The sequence below is a fragment of the Pelagibius sp. genome, assembly GCF_028289705.1.
GTDB lineage: Bacteria > Pseudomonadota > Alphaproteobacteria > Kiloniellales > Kiloniellaceae > Pelagibius.
Map to the genome: position 1 here is coordinate 1 of NZ_JANQOI010000022.1, position 16,705 is coordinate 16,705.

Annotated in this window: 15 protein-coding genes; 7 read left to right on the top strand and 8 right to left on the bottom strand. The window is 63.2% G+C overall.

Features of this window, described 5'->3' with window-relative positions; genetic code table 11:
* The 7 genes from Q0996_RS02890 to Q0996_RS02920 form a co-directional block, all read left to right on the top strand.
* Positions 1–2,209 (top strand): hypothetical protein (locus Q0996_RS02890; RefSeq protein ID WP_299615799.1); only part of this gene is annotated, 2,209 nt, incomplete at its 5' end.
* Positions 2,210–2,211: 2 nt separating this feature from the next.
* Positions 2,212–3,405, top strand: coding sequence for a S8 family serine peptidase (locus Q0996_RS02895; protein WP_299615801.1), 1,194 nt, complete (start codon positions 2,212–2,214; stop codon positions 3,403–3,405).
* A 15-nt stretch (positions 3,406–3,420) separates the two neighbouring features.
* Positions 3,421–3,780: a hypothetical protein gene (locus Q0996_RS02900; protein WP_299615803.1), complete on the top strand. Its 360-nt coding sequence runs from the start codon at positions 3,421–3,423 to the stop codon at positions 3,778–3,780.
* A 15-nt stretch (positions 3,781–3,795) separates the two neighbouring features.
* Entirely contained in the window at positions 3,796–5,037 is a 1,242-nt protein-coding gene (locus tag Q0996_RS02905) for a YcaO-like family protein (RefSeq protein ID WP_299615805.1), read from the top strand.
* Positions 5,034–5,810, top strand: coding sequence for a TfuA-like protein (locus tag Q0996_RS02910; RefSeq protein ID WP_299615807.1), 777 nt, complete (start codon positions 5,034–5,036; stop codon positions 5,808–5,810). Before Q0996_RS02905 ends, Q0996_RS02910 begins: the two co-directional genes overlap by 4 nt.
* Before the next feature lie 500 nt (positions 5,811–6,310).
* Positions 6,311–7,006: a Crp/Fnr family transcriptional regulator gene (locus Q0996_RS02915; RefSeq protein ID WP_299615809.1), complete on the top strand. Its 696-nt coding sequence runs from the start codon at positions 6,311–6,313 to the stop codon at positions 7,004–7,006.
* 588 nt (positions 7,007–7,594) lie between these two features.
* On the top strand, positions 7,595–8,326 hold the full coding sequence (locus Q0996_RS02920; protein ID WP_299615811.1) for an FCD domain-containing protein: 732 nt from the start codon (positions 7,595–7,597) through the stop codon (positions 8,324–8,326).
* An 8-nt stretch (positions 8,327–8,334) separates the two neighbouring features.
* Here the strand turns inward: Q0996_RS02920 and Q0996_RS02925 are convergent, their stop codons facing one another.
* The 8 genes from Q0996_RS02925 to Q0996_RS02960 all read right to left on the bottom strand — a co-directional run.
* The gene (locus Q0996_RS02925; protein WP_299615813.1) at positions 8,335–9,147 is read right to left on the bottom strand and encodes an enoyl-CoA hydratase; all 813 of its coding nucleotides are present in this window, start codon (positions 9,145–9,147) and stop codon (positions 8,335–8,337) included.
* A gap of 11 nt (positions 9,148–9,158) precedes the next feature.
* Positions 9,159–10,352, bottom strand: a complete 1,194-nt coding sequence (locus Q0996_RS02930) for a CaiB/BaiF CoA-transferase family protein (protein WP_299615815.1) — start codon at positions 10,350–10,352, stop codon at positions 9,159–9,161.
* Between the two features lie 39 nt (positions 10,353–10,391).
* The gene (locus Q0996_RS02935) at positions 10,392–11,768 is read right to left on the bottom strand and encodes an MmgE/PrpD family protein (RefSeq protein ID WP_299615816.1); all 1,377 of its coding nucleotides are present in this window, start codon (positions 11,766–11,768) and stop codon (positions 10,392–10,394) included.
* A complete protein-coding gene (locus Q0996_RS02940) occupies positions 11,765–12,514 on the bottom strand; it encodes an SDR family oxidoreductase (protein WP_299615818.1) in 750 nt (249 codons plus the stop codon). The genes Q0996_RS02935 and Q0996_RS02940 overlap by 4 nt, the downstream gene beginning before the upstream one ends.
* 15 nt (positions 12,515–12,529) lie before the next feature.
* Positions 12,530–14,023: a tripartite tricarboxylate transporter permease gene (locus Q0996_RS02945; protein ID WP_299615820.1), complete on the bottom strand. Its 1,494-nt coding sequence runs from the start codon at positions 14,021–14,023 to the stop codon at positions 12,530–12,532.
* Between the two features lie 9 nt (positions 14,024–14,032).
* Complete coding sequence (locus tag Q0996_RS02950) at positions 14,033–14,578, bottom strand: tripartite tricarboxylate transporter TctB family protein (protein ID WP_299615822.1); 546 nt, start codon at positions 14,576–14,578, stop codon at positions 14,033–14,035.
* A 32-nt stretch (positions 14,579–14,610) separates the two neighbouring features.
* Entirely contained in the window at positions 14,611–15,594 is a 984-nt protein-coding gene (locus Q0996_RS02955) for a tripartite tricarboxylate transporter substrate binding protein (protein WP_299615824.1), read from the bottom strand.
* Between the two features lie 313 nt (positions 15,595–15,907).
* Positions 15,908–16,705 (bottom strand): TauD/TfdA family dioxygenase (locus Q0996_RS02960; protein WP_299615826.1); only part of this gene is annotated, 798 nt, incomplete at its 5' end.

Below are 16,705 nucleotides of genomic sequence, written 5' to 3' on the forward strand. Positions count from 1 at the left end.
GGTGCAGGAGAGAGTCAAATCCGACTTGAACGACCTCGATCCCAAGCTTCTCGGGTGCTTGGTCCCCTTGCTTGCCTGCCTGGATGCGTTGGGCGACGACCAGGGATGGGAGAACCTGCAGCCTAAGGAACGGCATGAGCGCACTCAGGCGGCCCTGATTACCGTTCTGAAGCAGATTGGGAACAGTCAGCCCACGCTCTTGATCATAGAGGATCTGCACAATGCGGATCAGGAATCAATTGCCCTGCTGACCGCGCTTGCTGGTGAGTTGCAGTCGACGCGTCTGGCGTTGCTGCTCACCCATCGGCCCCATCTTCAATTCGCTGCGCCACCCGATGCACCCTTTACCCAGCTCACTTTGCAGCAGCTGTGGGAGAGGAGTGTGCAAGAGCTGCTGACAAACCTCCTTGGCCCGGACCCGGAACTTGAGCCGCTCAAGGCCCAGATCACGGTGCTCACCGATGGCAATCCCTTCTTCATAGAGGAGATCATTCGCGAACTTCGCCATTCCGGTGTCCTTCTCGGCTCTCTCGGCGCACAACATCTGGCGCGCTCGCTGCCCGAGACGCTCATTCCTCCAACGGTACAAGCGACAATTGCGTCGCGTATCGATCGTCTCTCCTACGAGGACAAGCTGGTCCTGCGGAGCGCATCGGCGTTTGGTGAGGTTGTCGATCTGCGCCTGTTGGAAACCGTGACCGAGATGCAACCCAGCCAATTGCACAGCAGCCTCGACCGGCTACGGAACCTTGAGTTGCTGAGCGGTGTCTCGGCCCAGCCGGCGTCAAGTTGCCGATTCCGCCATGCCCTGACGCGGGATGTCGCCTACAACAGTCTGGCTGCATGGCGCAAGACGGCACTGCATCAGCGCATCGTTGGAGCCATCGAGGCCCTGGACGACCTCCGATCGACAGAAACGCTGGCGCTTGTGGCAGCGCATGCGCTGGGCGGGGAGCTTTGGGCAAAAGCATTCCGTTGCTGGTCGGAGCTTGCGGAACGGGCGATGTCGCAGTCGGCAAGTGGCGACGCCCTGGCTGCCTGTGGCAATGCGGACCAAGCCCTGCGCCACCTTGAGGATAGCGACGATACAAGTCGCAAAAGGATCGACTTGCTCTTTCTGCAAATCAGCGCGCACTTCGCGCGCGGCGATCATGCGGAAGTCTCAGACCAAACAGAAAAGGCGTTTTTTCTGGCCGAGAGGCTGGAGGACCGGCAACGGTTGGTGCGTGCATTGTCGTTGAAGGCTTTCCGCAGTTGGCTGAATGGCGAATTGAATGGAGCCATTAGTGCCGTGGAACGAGCACACGCGATCGCACGCGAGGTTGATTTATCGGAACTGAGTATCAATACCGCCGTCAGGCTGGGCATCCACCTATCGGCGCGCGGCGACTATGCTGCTGCCGTCGAGCCGTTCGAGTGGTCGATCAAGGCAATTCCCGAATCGCAAATCAGCGAACGCTTTGGCTTTGTTTCGATAGCTTCAGCGGCGGCCCGCTCGGCGCTGGCCCGGACACTCGGTGAACTGCTCCAGTTCGAGCGCGGCCGGGTTCTGGCGGGCGAGGCAATGGCGATCGCAGAACGCTATGAGCATCCCTTTACTCTGCTCTATGTGACACAGGAGGTGGGAATCCTCCACCTGCGGGCCGGCGATTTGGACGAAGCCATTCGCGTCCTCTCGATCGGCCACCGGATCGCGCTGACCATGCCGGTCAACCTGCTGCGCCCGGCGGTCATGTCCGAACTCGGTGCGGCTCTGGTCGCAAGCGGGCAGCTTCGAGAAGGAATGGAACTGCTGGTCAAGTCACTCGACTGTGCCCGCTCCCTTCGGCTGCGCCCGCAGTTCGGTCAACAGCTCGGCTATTTGGCGCAAGGCCACCTACTGGCCGGGAACATCGACGAAGCAAGGCGGTGGGCTAGAGAGGCACTCGAACTGACGCAGGCCTACTGCGAGCGGGGGGACGAAGCCTGGATCCGATTTCTGCTGGCGGAGATCGCCGAGCAGAGCGATCCCGCGGCAGCGCAGATCATGTTCGCCGATGTACGAGATCTCGCCAAACGGCGCGGCTACATGACGCTCGAAAAGCGATCGCAAGAAAGGCTGAGGCCCAAGAAGAGCGCCGAACTTGGGATCCTACCGATCGCTGAAGGCGACAGTGTTCCAACACGACGCGGTCGCCGGGCGACCACTGTATCAACAGGGGAGAATTGATGATGAATGAGGAAGATGTAGAAACCAGAATTGCCCAGAATGTCAACGAGGACACCTTCCAGATTCCAACTGACGAAGAGGTGAAAGAAAAGTGGGAGGAGATCAACAAGTCACTTGAGCGTTCGTCGCTGCTCTATGATTTTCACGCCATCTGGCAGTCATTCCAAGGTGAGGGCATTAAGGTTGCCGTTCTGGACAGCGGCATCGACATAGACCATCCAGCCTTTCCTGACGACGTATTTGATTCCTTCGCCCGAGTGGAGAACAGGAGAATCACACGTGGCCGCCACGCCGTTCAGGATTTCAATGGGCATGGAACCCACTGCGCAGGGATCATAGCTGCGCGCCCATTGAAATGGCACAAGGAAAAATCAAAGGGAAAGTATATCCCTTACGAGCCGATATGGGAGTCAAATGCTGTAAAGGCACAGAAAGAGCTTGCAGATAAGAAAACCGATTGGGGGAATATCTACTGGTTGGCAAAGGGAAGAAAACTAAAACTCTTCAGCGAACTTGACGGTCGGTTCAGCGGTGTGGCGCCACGTGCCAAATTGATGATCTACAAAATCACCAAGCACGATGGCGAAGACGATAACGGTAAACCCATCGATCGTGGTGTCGCAAAAGTGGTTGATCTAGCTCTGGCGATTCGGGATGCGGTTGACGAGGGCGCCGATATCATTTCTATCTCTATTCAGTCGGACATCGGTACAGAAGAACTGTATGACGCGATACACTATGCCCTGGATAAGAAGAGAATCGTCATTTGCTCTGCGGGAAATCGAGGCAGACTTCAACAGATAAACGTCGGCTATCCCGCGCGCTTCGGTGGTGTGATTACGGTTGCGGCTGTGACACGCTTTGGCCAACCTTCCGGATTTACCTCCGTTGGAGGTGAGATAGATGTGGGCGCACCAGGCGAGAGCGTTTGGTCGACCTGGAAAGACAATTCATATGCCAAACAAAGTGGTACGTCGATGGCGGCACCCTGGGTGGCCGGCATCGCAGCTTTGCTGCTGAGCAAACATCGTTGGTTCTCGAAGCATAAGTTGACCAACAAAACACCAATTCGCAATAACGAGGAGATGCGACAACATATTTTGATGATGGCAACTCATCCCGGTCACTACGACCCCTACACTGGCTATGGGGCTTTGTGGCCGTGCGATTACCTGTCTCGAGGGTCCACTGTCTAGCAATAGGGGGAGAAGATGAGCACCAAGACTGGTCTATTACTTATTAATGCCGGCGGAGAAATGTACTTCATTAGGAATGGAATTCGGGGTTCGAGGCTTGATGAAGACATGACATTCGCGGCAATCGATCCACATGATCCGGAGGTGCGGGCGATTACGGAGGTTCGAATTGAAGACTCAGAGTTCAAGGCAATCGAAGACGCCAAGCGACAGGCACTTGAGCTACCAGTTCGCGAGTATCCGACCTCGCGCCCCCGTCCCGGCGAAGAGAACCTTGGGCCGATACTTTTCCAGGCTTTCAATGTTGAGATCGTGACAGACGATATGGGGGAGAGCGAAGTCACAGGAAATGATACAGGGCTCGATGGCACCTAGCAGCTGGTGTCGTGCATGAAGTCCTGGAAACGGGGTTCGCATCGCACGCTTGGGCCAGGAGAGACCGTTGCTTCGATCCGGCCCCTGTGTCGTGACTTCGGCATCACCTTTGTCGATGACGTGACACACTGGGACCGGATCGGAATCCCGGTCGTCATGGTGGTGCGGCCGGAAGGTCGGATGTTTGGCGTGGCTCAGGGCAAAGGCCTGGATATCGATGCGGCCATCGCATCGGGTCTCATGGAGGCGATCGAGTCCTGGCATGCCGAGCGCGTTGTCCTGACCCGAACCGTCGCTTCGGTCAGTCAGCTGTATGGCGCCCAGCCAATGCTCGACGTTGAGCGGCTGCCGTTGCAGCGCCTTGGCCGACTCCACGACGACCTTCCCATCCCCTGGGTCGAAGGAATCGACCTGATGAACGATGGGGCACCCGTACTCGTACCCTATGCCCTGGTCCATACGGACTACTGCCTGCCCACGCAGCCGGGCCACGGCTGTTTCTGCAACAGCAGTAACGGCCTGGCGTCAGGCAACAGCTTCGAGGAAGCCTTGGTGCACGGCATTTGCGAAGTCATCGAACGCGACGCACTTGCGATATGGCATGGCAAGAGCGCAGCAGCCAAGTCCGGGTCCCGAATTGACCTGGCTACGATTGACGATCCGGATTGCCTCGACCTCCTGGACCGCTTCGCCGCGGCCGATATGGCCGTTGGGGTTTGGGACGCGACCAGTGATATCGGGGTCGCCGTTTTTCACGTGGAGATCATTGAAAGGGGCGGAAGGCTGCCGCTCTTTTTTCCCGTGCCGATCGCGGGTGACGGCTGCCACCCGGATCGCGCGGTGGCGCTTGTACGGGCGTTGACGGAGGCGGCGCAATCGCGTCTCACATGCCTGGTCGGGTCCAGGGACGATCTGGACGACCCCGACGCCAAACTCGACGAGGATCGGGTTCGACGGGCGCGCAGGCGGATCGCGGAATGTGGCAAGCAAGCAGGCTGCTTCCAGTCCGTGCCGCACGCCGACGCGGCATTGTTTACAGAGGATGTGGCATGGCTGCTGGAACGCTTCCGCATGGCCGGGATCGATCAGGTTGCGGCCGTGGATTTGTCGCGGCCCGAGTTTCCGCAGATCGCTGTCGTACGTGTTGTGGTCCCCGGGCTTGAAACCGTGGTCTATCACCCGAAGAGGGTTCCCGGTCCGAGAGCGATCAACGCCCGGCAGACGAGGATCCTGCCGATTGCCGAGGCGATGGCATGAGCCAGCCGGTGGTGTATCTCGGTCCAACGTTGAGTCGCAAGGAAGCCATGGCTGTCTGCGACGCGGACTATCGCCCGCCGGCGCAGCGCGGTGACGTGATCCGCGCGGTGACCGACGGCGCCAAGGTCATCGGCATTGTTGATGGGCTCATGCACCAGAGCCTCGCCGTTACCCACAAGGAGATTCTCTTCGCTCTCGATAGGGGCACGCTGGTTCTCGGTGCCGCAAGTCTCGGCGCCTTGCGCGCGGCGGAACTGGCGCGCCATGGCATGATCGGGGTCGGCAGGATCTTTGAGGCTTATCGGGATAAGACCTGCACCTCGGACGAAGTGGCCGTCAGTCACGGGCCGGTCGAACTCGGCTACCCCGTCGTTTCGGAAGCAATGGTCAATGTGCGTGCGACGGTCGAGGCCGCCGTAGCCGCAAGGGTGCTGTCGACCTCAGCCGCGGATCTGATCGCCATCGCGAGGTCGTTGCACTTTCCGCAGCGGACTTGGCCGCGTCTCATCGAAGCGGCCAGGGAGTGGGGATTGGCGGTCGAAGAGATCGATACCTTTGTGGAGTGGCTGCCGACCGGTCGTGTCGATCAGAAGCGACTGGATGCCATTGCCTTGCTCCAGCGGCTTTCCCGCGAGGAGGATTCCACTTTGGATCAACCGGTGGAGCGTTGTGGCTTCCAGCCGACCCAGGCCTTCGCCGACCTCTATCGCCGCGTCTGTGCAGAAGCGGCGCGCCCAGACGATCTCACTGCCACATCGGTTTCAACGGACTGACCGGCATAGAGAGCCGAACAGACGTGCATAGAGCGTCACGTTCGGGCCGCCGATAAGCTCGACCTTCGAGATCCATTCGCTAAAGCTCACTCGGAAAACCCGAAGATCTGAAGCGCGCGGTTTCCGAGTTTATGGAGGGTCGAGTCTTCGATGTTCCCGAATGACCAAAGTGATTCGGCGGTAGCTTAGGCCCTTCCCTCGCTCAGTTCCGGCTCATGCGTCCTGTTTTCTGGCCCATGAGGGTAGCTGGGCGGAGAGAGGCCAGAAGCCCGGATGAGATTGTAGCCATATCTGACAGGCTCAGAATCACCGGGGTCCGATCTGCCGGGCGATTTTTTGCGAAGATGGGCAGCTGGGAACCTGCGCCAACGCTGCAGGCGTAGGTCAATGTCTGGTTGTGCCAGATCATCACCGCACTTCATATCATCTCCGCCTCCTTCTATGCTACGGGTGTGGCAAAAAGCGGACCTATGGAATAAGCCCGGCTCTCGCAAAGAAAGATGGCGGAAGATCAACCTGATAAGGACCGACGTTCGAGCGCCCTGGCCTACTCTGACCTGATCGGCGATCTCAGCGCTGAGAGCCTGGGCCATCTTGGCAGTGTTGCCGAGCGTGTCCGGCTGGGGCGTAATTCCGTGCTCTTCTTTCAAGACGATCCCGGCGATGCGATCTACGTTGTCGAGAAGGGAAGCGTCGAGATCAGCATCACTTCGCCAAGTGGAAAGAAACTGTCATTGAACGTCATGCGTCCACCGGATGTCTTCGGTGAGATTGCAGCCCTCGACGGGGGTCCGCGAACAGCGACCGCGATCTGCATGGAAGACACCACTTTGCTGCGGTTTGGGGGAAAGAAACTTCGAGTGGCCATGCTGAACCGTCCGGAGGTCGGGGTTAATCTGATCGCAATCCTCTGTGCGAGGCTGCGGTGGGTTTCCCAGCAGGTCGAGGACTTGGCAATACGAAACCTGGAGGGCAGACTCGCCCGGAGGCTGCTTATTCTTCATCACAAGTTTTCCGATGAGACGGGAAGTCTCCGATTTTCGCAGAGTGAGTTGGCGGATTTCCTCGGGGCAACGCGCGAGTCCACGAACAAGACGTTGCAGGGCTGGCGGAGCCGGGGTCTGATCACTCTTTCAAGAGGTAGCATAAGAATCCGCAACTTGGACGGGCTGGCAGACCTCGCGACACTGGAATAGCTTGCGCTATCCAAGTTCACTGTTCGCCCTAGATGGCGCTCAGGCAATTACAAGATCTACGAGTTCCACAACTTCATCAGGAAAGAGATTGATAGGTCGATTCTACATATCGACCCGCTGTGCCACTCAAACTTTATCATGCTGATCCTCCCTTAACTGAATTGCTCCGTTCCCTATCGCCGGAAAAAGAAGGACCCAGGATGGACTGAAGATGATGCCGAGTTCGACCCAGCGTTGCGAGAATCATCTCCGTCAGACTTTCGCCTGGAAGGAACAGGCGTTGGGGCACAGGGCCCGAGCTATCCAAGTCTCCTATCCTCGGAGAGCTTGAATCACCTCTCTGATCTCAGGGGGATCCCCCGATTGTGTACAGACCCTCGGCCAGGGGGTGGTTGGGCTTGGCCAGTCCGCCGGTCTGTTGACAATCTGACGCATACGGCAAGCAGATCTCCGCCGGAGAGCCGAGCTGTGCCGGGGCGCAATTGATGCAAGAACTTGCGCATTCCAGCACTATCTTTTGACTTCAAGTCGTCCCTGAAATCGTCGACAATACGGACAAGTTCGGAACTCTTGTGTCGAGGACTGGGTGTGAACGATGACGCTCTAGGCAGGCTGGGTGACGGCGGGTCGCTCACCAACCGCGTGCAGGCGGCGATCGAAGAGATGATCATGAACGGCGAGCTGCGCGGCGGCGACAAGGTGAACGAGATCACCCTGTCGGAGCGCTTCGGGACCAGCCGCGGCCCGCTGCGCGAGGCCTGCCGGGCGCTCGCCCAGGAAGGCCTGCTGGTGGCCATTCCGAACCGCGGTGTGTTCGTGCGCGAACTCGATCTGCGCGAAGCCCTGGAGGTCTACGACGTCCGCTCCGCCCTCGACGAGCTCATGGGGCGGCTGATCGCCGAACGCGTCGACGACGCGCAGGTGCGGGAGCTTTACGGCCTGGTCGATGCTATGGACCGGGCCGCCGCGGAGCGCGACCTGGAGCGCTACTACCCGACAAACCTGGAGTTTCACAACCGCCTTCTGGCCCTTGCCAACAACCGGCGCCTGCAGCGGCTCTACAAGGGCCTGGTCAAGGAGCTGCACCTGTTCCGCCGCAAAGGGCTGCTGCAGCTCGGCTCGATGCGCATCTCCAACGAAGAGCACCGCCAGATCGTCCAGTCCATCGAGGCCCGCGATCCCATCGCCGCCGGGGTCTGCATGAAGAGCCACGTGCTCGCCGCGAAGCAGCGCCTGCTGGCCGCCGTCGAGGCCGAACGCGCGCAGGAGATCACGCTGGCGCAGACATCGGCGCCCCGTCGACGGCGCCAGGGGACCTAAGTCTCCCGCTAGCGTCCCTGGAACTGCGGTTCGCGTTTTTCCAGGAAGGCGCGGCGCCCTTCCTTGTAGTCCTCGCTGGCGAAGCAGTCGGCGACCAGGCGTTCGCAGAGGTCCAGATCCGTGTCCGCGGGGTCCTTGACCACCTCGTTGGCGATCAGCTTCATGGCGCGGACGGTGAGCGGGGCGTTGGCGGCGATCTGCCGGGCGTAGTCGGTGACGAAGGCCTCCAGCTCCTCTTCGGCCAGGACCTGCTGGACCAGGCCCAGACGATGGGCCTCCGCCGCGTCGATGCGCTGGGCGGAGAACATCAGCTGTTTGGCGGCCGAGAGACCGACGGCATCGACCAGGCGCTTGATCGCCGCATAGGGATAGCCGAGGGCGAGGCGCGCCGCCGGCATGCCGAACTTCGATTTCGCCGAGCAGTAGCGCAGGTCGCAGGCGGCGGCCAGATTGAGCCCGCCACCCAGGCAGTAGCCGTTGACCATGGCGATGGTCGGCTTGGGGAAGAACTGCACCCGCTCGTAGACGCCCTTGGTGCGCCCGTTGTAGTGCTGCACGGCTTCCATGGAGCCGCGCTCCTTCTCGAACTTGGAGATGTCGGCGCCGGAGACGAAGGACTTCCCGCCGGCGCCGGACAGCACGACGACGCGGATCTCGTCCTGCCCCTCGAAGGTATCGAGCACAGCCTCCACGGCATCCCACATCTCCAGGGACACCGCGTTGTGCTTCTGCGGGTTGTTGAAGACCAGGTGGCCGACGGGCCCGTCCTGCCGGCCGATGATCTTCTGGCTCTCCTGAGCCGTTGCCGCCTCGCTTGCCATTGTCCTCTCCTTTAAACAACCTGCCGCTCGCGCAGCTCGGCCACGCCCGGGCCGTCATAGCCGATTTCCGCCAGGATCTCACCGGTGTGCTCGCCGCGTTCCGGCGGCGCCTGGACGATATGGCTCGGCGTTTCGGTCAGAACCACCGGCTGGCCGACCAGCCGGGTCTTGCCGAAGGGCACGGTCTCGGCGTCCTGCGCGATGCCCAGGTGCTGGACCTGGGGGTCGTCGAAGACCTCGTTGATCCGATAGATCTCGCCACAGGGCACACCGCTGTCCAGCAGCAGGGTCACCAGCTCGCGGCTCGTGCGGGTGGCGGTGATCGCCGCGATCTCGGCGTTGAGCTGGTCGCGGCGTTCCAGGCGGGAGGCGTTGTCCTTGTATGCGTCGCAGTCGAGCCAGTCCGGCCGCTCCAGCGCATTGGCGAAGCGGCGCCAGATCGCCTCGCCGGCAACGGCGATGTTGATGGCGCCGTCGGTGGTCTTGAAGACACCGGTGGGCACGCTGGTGGGATGGTTGTTGCCGGCCTGCTGCGGCACCTCGCCCCGGGTCAGCCAGCGCGCGGCCTGAAAGTCCAGCATGAAGATCTGCGCCTGCAGCAGGGAGGTGTGCAGCCACTGTCCCTCGTTGGACTTGTCGCGGTTGATGAGAGCCACGAGGATCCCCAGCGCGCAGAACAGCCCCGCCGTCAGATCGGCGATGGGGATGCCGACCCGCATGGGCCCCTCGCCCGGCGCGCCGGTGATGGACATGAGCCCGCCCATGCCCTGGGCCACCTGATCGAAACCGGGCCGCCCGGCATAGGCGCCGTCCTGTCCGAAGCCGGAGATGCTGGCGAGGATAATGCGCGGGTTGACCGCCTTCAAGCTCTCGTAGTCGATGCCCAGCCGCTCCTTGACATCGGGGCGGAAGTTCTCGACCACCACGTCGGCCTTCTCGACCAGCTTCAGGAAGATCCGTTGCCCCTCCGGGTCCTTGAGGTTGAGGGTGAGGCTGCGCTTGTTGCGCTGCAGGTTCTGGAAGTCGGGGGTATGGCGGGCGGCGCCGAGGGCACCGTCGGGCTCCAGGCTCTCCGGCGGCTCGACCTTGATCACATCGGCGCCCCAGTCGGCAAGCTGGCGCACCGCCGTCGGGCCGGAGCGTACCCGCGTCACGTCCAATACGCGGATGTGAGAGAGAGCGTCAGAGGCGGGAATGTGAGGCATTCCTGATCTCCTTAATCCCAGCGCGGCCGCAAGGCCGCACTAGGTCGCAAAGTCCTTGAGCCCATGAAGGTCGGGCCCGCCGAAAGCCTGCCGGGCGAAGAGCGCGAGGGCGTCCGCCCGGCTGTCGTCCCAACCGCCGAAATGAATGTTGCTGGTGAACTTCCGCCACAGCTCGCCGTCGTCGAGCGGCGCTCCGCGGCCGCCGCGCAGGCAGGGCTGCTGCGCCGTCAGCTCGGTGCCGTCCTTCAGGCTCACCAGCAGCTCGCCGCTGTAGTTCCTGGGATAGTCGTTCTGCGGGTCGATCTCGTAGGTGACCTTCGAGGCCTGGGCGAGGACCGCGGGATCGGCGATGCGCTCCTCGGTGAACTGCCCGAGCCCGGCACCGCCGTCGTGCAGGGAGACGGCCACGCAGTAGGGCACCGAGAACTTGGCGCCATAGGGCGTCGAGGGTTTGATCTTCTCGGCACGCGGTTCCCAGAGCCGGTGCACCGTCCCTTCGCCCACCCTGGCGACGATGTGGTCGATGGCTTCGAGGTCCGGCAGCCGGTCGCGCAGCGACAGCGCGCAATCGATGAAGGGCTGGGCCATGGTGCCGCAGGCATAGGGTTTGAAGGCCAGGTTCGCCACCTCCCAGCGCTCGCCCCAGGCCTCGCTGAGGTGAGAGAAGTCGCGGGGGATGCCGGGCACCGCAAAGGCGTGGAAGGCGCCGTGCTCACCTTCGAAGACGCTGCGCGGGCCGAGGAAGCCGGTCTCGGCCATGCGCGCCGCGCGCCAGCCGGCGCCGGCGGCCCAGCCGGGATGCATGCGTTTGGTCCAGGTCCCCTCGGCGAGGTACTCGATGATGCCGGAGGCCATGCTGCCGACGATGCCGAGGGCCGAGACGATCTGGGCCGGCGGCAATCTCAGGGCCGTCGCCACGCCGGCGGCCGCGCCGAAGGCGCCGCAGACCGCGGTGGGGTGAAAGCCCTGGCGGTGGATCGCCGTGGGCGCCACCAGCGCCAGCCGGCAGATCAGTTCGGACCCGGCCGCCAGGCCGCAGAGCAGGTCGGGCCCGGAGAGGTTGCGCTGTTGCGCGGCGGCGAGCAGCGCCGGCACCATCACCGCGCCGACATGCACCGGCGTTCCCTCGAAGGTATCGTCGTAATCCTCGCCATGGACGGCGGTGCCGTTGGCCAGCGCCGCGGTCATGGGATCGAAGCCGCCGCTGTGCCCGACGACGGTGCAGGGCCCGCTGCCGTCAGCGGCCTCGATCACGGCCTTCACGTAGGGCTGGTGGCGCGCCGCGACCATGAGCGCCAGCGAGTCCATCAGCGTCCGGCCCAGCGCCTCGCGCACCGCCGGCGGCACCGCTTCGGCGCGCAGATCGGCGGCCCAGCGGGCGAAGACCTCGGCAATGGCGGGCTGGCCTTGCGTCATGGCAGGTAGGTGCCGCCGTTGACGTGAAAGGTCTGTCCGGTGAGGTAGCCGGACTGCGGCCCGCAGAGCATGGCGATCACCGCGGCGACCTCGTCCGGCTCTCCGCGCCGGCCCACCGGTGGCAGCGCCTTGCCGTGATGGCCGGCGCGCACCCCCGCCGAGGCCCCGCGGACGGTATCGTTCTCGCCGGGGACGACGCAGTTGGCGGTGACGCCGCGGCCGGCGAACTCGATGGCCAGCGCCTTGGAGAGGCCGACGAGGGCGGCCTTAGAGGCCACCACATGGGCGCGGCCGGCGGCACCGCAGTGCCCGGTCATGCCGCCGATGTTGACGATCCGGCCCCAGCCGCCGGCCAGCATGTCGCCGATGGCGGCCCGGCTGCAGAGGAAGGCGGCGTCCAGGTTTGTGGCCAGCACCGCGCGCCATTCCTCCAGGTCCATGTCCTCGAAATCGACCGCGCGGCGCAGGGCGGCGTTGTTGACCAGCACCGCCGGGGCTCCCAGGCGCCGCGCCGCGCTAACCAGATCCTTGGAAGTGTTTTCTTGAGTCAGGTCGCCGAGGACGACTTCGGCCTCTACACCTTCGGCAACGACCGCCTGCGCCGTTTCCTTAGCCGCATTCTTGTCGGTGCCCGTATGGACCACCACGGGAAAGCCCTGCCGTGCCAGAGCCTGGGCGATGGCACGGCCGATGTTCCGGCCCGCCCCGGTGACCATGGCGACTCTTTGTTCTCCCTTGCCGGTCATCGCAGTTTATCCACGTCAGGTTCCCTCTTTGGCGGTTGCGCGCCGCTGCCGGAACAGGCCCCAGAGCGGAGAGGACAGGCTCAGCAGCGTGAAGGCGAAGAACATCAGGACGATGGGGCTTTCGAAGAGGCGCAGGAAGTTGTTGTCGTAGATGATCATCGACTGCGAGAAGGTCTCTTCCACCAGCTTGCCGAGGATCAGGCCCATCACCAGCGGCGCCGGCGCGAAGCCGTGGCGCAGCATGAGGAAGCCGACGATGCCGGAGATCAGCATCACCCAGACGTCGAACATGGAGGCGCCGTAGGAGTAGGAGCCGATCATCGAGAAGGTGAAAACCGCGGGCCAGAGCAGGCGGTTGGGAATGAAGGTGACGAGGGAAAACACCTTGGCGCCGGCCAGGCCGATGGCCAGGAAGCCGATGTTCGCCACCATCATCGCGCCGAAGATGGCGTAGATGAACTCCGGCGTCTCGTTGATCAGATAGGGGCCGGGGCGGAAGCCGTGCATGATCAGCGCGGCGAGGATCAGCGCGGTGGAGCCGCTGCCCGGGATGCCCAGCGCCAGGGTCGGCACCATGGCGCCGCCGGCGGCCGCGTTGTTGGCGGCTTCGGGGCCGACGATGCCTTCGGGCGTGCCGGTGCCGAACTCCTCCTTCTTCTTCGACCAGCGCTTGGCCTCGTTGTAGCCCATGATGGCCGCCACGGTGGAGCCTTCGGCCGGCAGGATGCCGATGAAGGTGCCGAGGCCGGAGGACCGCAGGATGGTGTACTTGAGTTCCTTCAACTCCTTCAGGCTCGGCAGCTTCGTGGCCGTCGCGCGGATGCGCTCGAAGGCACTGTCCAGGGCCTGCGACTGGTTGAGCATCTCGCCCAGGGCGAAGAGGCCGATCAGCACCGGCACGAAGTGGATGCCCTCGGTCAGTTCGGGAATGTCGAAGGTGAAGCGCTCGACGCCGGTGGTCAGATGCACGCCGATGGTGCCGATCAAGACGCCGACGGCCCCGGAGATCAGGTTGCGCAGCGACGACCTGCCGCTCATGGAGGCGAGCATGGAGAGCGCGAAGACCGCCAGGGCGAAGTATTCCGGCGGGCGGAACTCCAGGGCGACGGAGGCCAGCAGAGGGGCGGCGAAGATGAAGATCACGAGACTGAAGATGCCGCCGGTCACGCTGGAGACCGTGGCCAGGCCCAGGGCGCGCCCGGGCTGACCCTTCTTGGCCATGGGATAGCCGTCCAGCGCCGTGGCCGCGGCTGGTGGTGCCCCCGGTGCGTTGATCAGAATCGCGGTGATCGAGCCGCCGAAAGTGCCGGCGCAGTAGAGCGCCGCCATCATCGAGATCGCCGGCACCGGCTCGAACTGGATGGTGAAGGGGATCAGCAAGGCGATGGCCATCGGCGAGCTCAACCCCGGCAGGGCACCGACCAGCACGCCGATCACCACGCCACCCAGGATGAGGGCGATGTTGGTGGGTTCGAGGAGCAGCCCGAGGCCTTGGACAACGGCTTCCATCATGGCCCCCTATCGGATGGAAAGGCCAACGACGCCCGGGTCGAAGAAGACCCCCAGGACGATGTTGAACAGAAACGCGATACAGAGTGGAAAGATCACCGCGAAGGGCAGAATGATCTGCAGGCGGCGCTCGCCCCAGAGCAAGGGGATGACCAGGCAGATCGCCACCATGGTGAGCAGGGTGCCGAGCAGCGGCGCGGCGGCGACGATCCCCACCAGGGCCACTATGGTGATCCAGGCAATGCCCTTCACCGGCACCCGCCGGCCCTTGTCGATGTCCTTGCCCTTGCGCTTCAGCAGCAGGTGCTCGAAGGGCATGGCCAGAGCCAGGAGGGCAATGAGGATCAGCAGGATGCGCGGGAACATCTGCGGCGGCACGTTCTGGCTGAACAGGAACGAGACCTCTTCGAACTGCGTCGTCTCGTAGTAGAGCCAGGCCACCAGCGCCCAGATGATCAGCGCCAGGCCGGCATCGACCGGATGGATCAGGCGCGCGGCCGGGCCGGCCGAACGCGCGCCCTCCATGTCGCCGGCCTTCTCTGCCTCATTGGGCATGAGTCCCTCCCAGAAGCGGAGATGCGGCCGGACTACTGGTTCTTCAGCCCCAGTTCCTCGAGGGCCTGGGCGGCCTTCTGGTACTCTTCCTTCAGGTGCTTGTCCCAGACCTCCCAGCCGGCAACGCTGTCCTCCGGCTTCAGGCCGGCGCTGGAGAGGTAGTTGGCGAAGGTGCCGTGCTTCATCGCCTTGACCATGGCCGCCGAGATCTTCTCGATCATGGGTTTGGGCGTGGAGGCCAGCACCGCATAGCCGCGGGTGGTCGAAGTCTTCACCTCAAAGCCGCTCTCGAAGGTGGTCGGCACGTCGGGGTAGTCCGCCAGGCGCTTCTCCGCCATCACCGCGAGGGCGCGGAAGGAGCCGTCCTCGACCTGCGCGCCGGCTTCGCTGACGTTCGGCAGAGTGGCGTCGATGGCGCCGGACAGCAGCGCCTGCACCATCTGGGCGCCGGAGCCGAAGGGAACCACTTTGTACTTGAAGCCGGCAACCTTGGCCAACTGGGCCAGGCCGATGTGCTCGGTACCGCCGATCTGGGCCACACCCCAATTGAGCGGCGCCTTTTTCGACGCGGCCACCAGATCGTCCAGCGTCTTCATGTCGCCCTTGCCGGAGACCACGATGAAGGTCGGGTCGTCCATAGCGCGGGCCACGCCGATGATGTCGTCGATCTTCATGTCGGACTTGCCGCGGGCCATGGTGTAGAGGTGCGACTGGGTCAGCGCCATCACGGTGCAGCCGTCCGCCGGCTTGCCGAGCACATAGTTCTGCGCCTTGGCGCCGGAGCCGCCACGGTGGGCGACGACGGCCATGTCGGTCTTCAGTTCGCGGCGCGTGCGGATCATCATCATCCGCGCCGTGGTGTCGGTGCCGCCGCCGTAGCTGGAGTGGATGACGACCTCGATATTGCAGGGATAGGTGTCGGCATCCTGCGCTGCCGCCGGGCCGGCATAGGAAAGCGAGGCACCGATTGCGGCCAACAGGACGCCACGGCGCAGGCTCTTGAAGCTGCTTTTCATGTTTTCCTCCCAAGGTGACCCGTTCGGGTACCGGCCTCGTTTCTGGACCGGCTTGTCCTCTCGCCGCATCGCGGCTGAACGGCTGCTCGTTGCCGCCGGCATCCACCGGCGCGCGGTTCGACTAGGATGCTTGAGTTTGCCAAGAATTGTCAACAAAACGGAACATCAAGAAGCAAAGTTTTTGATCCTGATGGCCCTGAAATCCCAGAATCTTGAGAAACACTTAGGCTAAAGATCAGGTCGAACGCCCATCCCCTCTGAATATTGTAGACAAAACTAGCGCACCGATCCGGTCCGTGGCAGGGCGAACAACTCAACCGGCGATGGCCGTGTCGCCCTTGATCTGGGTGCGATGGAGGATCCGCCGTGCGTTGTCGTCGAAGCCGTCCCGGCGATGGAGAATCCAAAGGTTCTGCCACATCAGCAGGTCGCCGGGCTGCCACTTGTGGACCCAGGCGTACTTTTCCTGGGTCGCATGGGCCCAGAGCCGGTCGAGCAGGGCGTCGCTCTCGGCGGGCTCCATGCCGATGACATAGGCGTGGGGCCGGCGCCCGAGAAACAACGCGCGTCGCCCGGTCGCCGGATCTTCGCGCACCAGGGGATGGTGGGCGCCGGGGGTCTTGCGGGGATCGTCGATCTCCTCATAGCCCTTGCGCAGCATGCCGGCGCTGTTGTGGGCGGCGTCGTGGATGGCTTTCCTGCCCTCGACGGCGCGTTTCAGCTCGGCCGGCAGGTCTTCGTAGGCTCTGACCATGTTGGCGAAATGGGTGTCGCCCTGACCGACGGGTACCTCCAGCGCGTGGAGGATGGCCCCTTTCGGCGGCGTTTCGATATAGGTCATGTCGGCGTGCCACACCGCTTCGCCGGCACCCAGGTTGCCGATCGGGCGCGACTGCGCGTCCTTGACATTGGAGATGACGTTGATCTCCGGAAACTCGGGCAGGAAGGTGGTGCCGTAGGGGTTGGGGCCCGGCGGATCCAGCTCGCCGAAGTGCCGGCTGAAGGTGAGCAGATCCGGGTCGCTCAGCTTCTGCCCGCGAAACAGCAGCACGAGGTGCGCATCCCAGGCGGATTTGATGGCCTCGACCGTCGCCGTGTCGAGGGCCGTGGC

Coding starts and splice junctions, on each gene's coding strand:
- Q0996_RS02915 (WP_299615809.1), top strand. CDS start 6,311: ATGGCGGAAGATCAACCTGATAAGGACCGACGTTCGAGCGCCCTGGCC.
- Q0996_RS02930 (WP_299615815.1), bottom strand. CDS start 10,352: ATGCCTCACATTCCCGCCTCTGACGCTCTCTCTCACATCCGCGTATTG.
- Q0996_RS02895 (WP_299615801.1), top strand. CDS start 2,212: ATGAATGAGGAAGATGTAGAAACCAGAATTGCCCAGAATGTCAACGAG.
- Q0996_RS02905 (WP_299615805.1), top strand. CDS start 3,796: ATGAAGTCCTGGAAACGGGGTTCGCATCGCACGCTTGGGCCAGGAGAG.
- Q0996_RS02955 (WP_299615824.1), bottom strand. CDS start 15,594: ATGAAAAGCAGCTTCAAGAGCCTGCGCCGTGGCGTCCTGTTGGCCGCA.
- Q0996_RS02950 (WP_299615822.1), bottom strand. CDS start 14,578: ATGCCCAATGAGGCAGAGAAGGCCGGCGACATGGAGGGCGCGCGTTCG.
- Q0996_RS02935 (WP_299615816.1), bottom strand. CDS start 11,768: ATGACGCAAGGCCAGCCCGCCATTGCCGAGGTCTTCGCCCGCTGGGCC.
- Q0996_RS02945 (WP_299615820.1), bottom strand. CDS start 14,023: ATGGAAGCCGTTGTCCAAGGCCTCGGGCTGCTCCTCGAACCCACCAAC.
- Q0996_RS02910 (WP_299615807.1), top strand. CDS start 5,034: ATGAGCCAGCCGGTGGTGTATCTCGGTCCAACGTTGAGTCGCAAGGAA.
- Q0996_RS02940 (WP_299615818.1), bottom strand. CDS start 12,514: ATGACCGGCAAGGGAGAACAAAGAGTCGCCATGGTCACCGGGGCGGGC.
- Q0996_RS02900 (WP_299615803.1), top strand. CDS start 3,421: ATGAGCACCAAGACTGGTCTATTACTTATTAATGCCGGCGGAGAAATG.
- Q0996_RS02925 (WP_299615813.1), bottom strand. CDS start 9,147: ATGGCAAGCGAGGCGGCAACGGCTCAGGAGAGCCAGAAGATCATCGGC.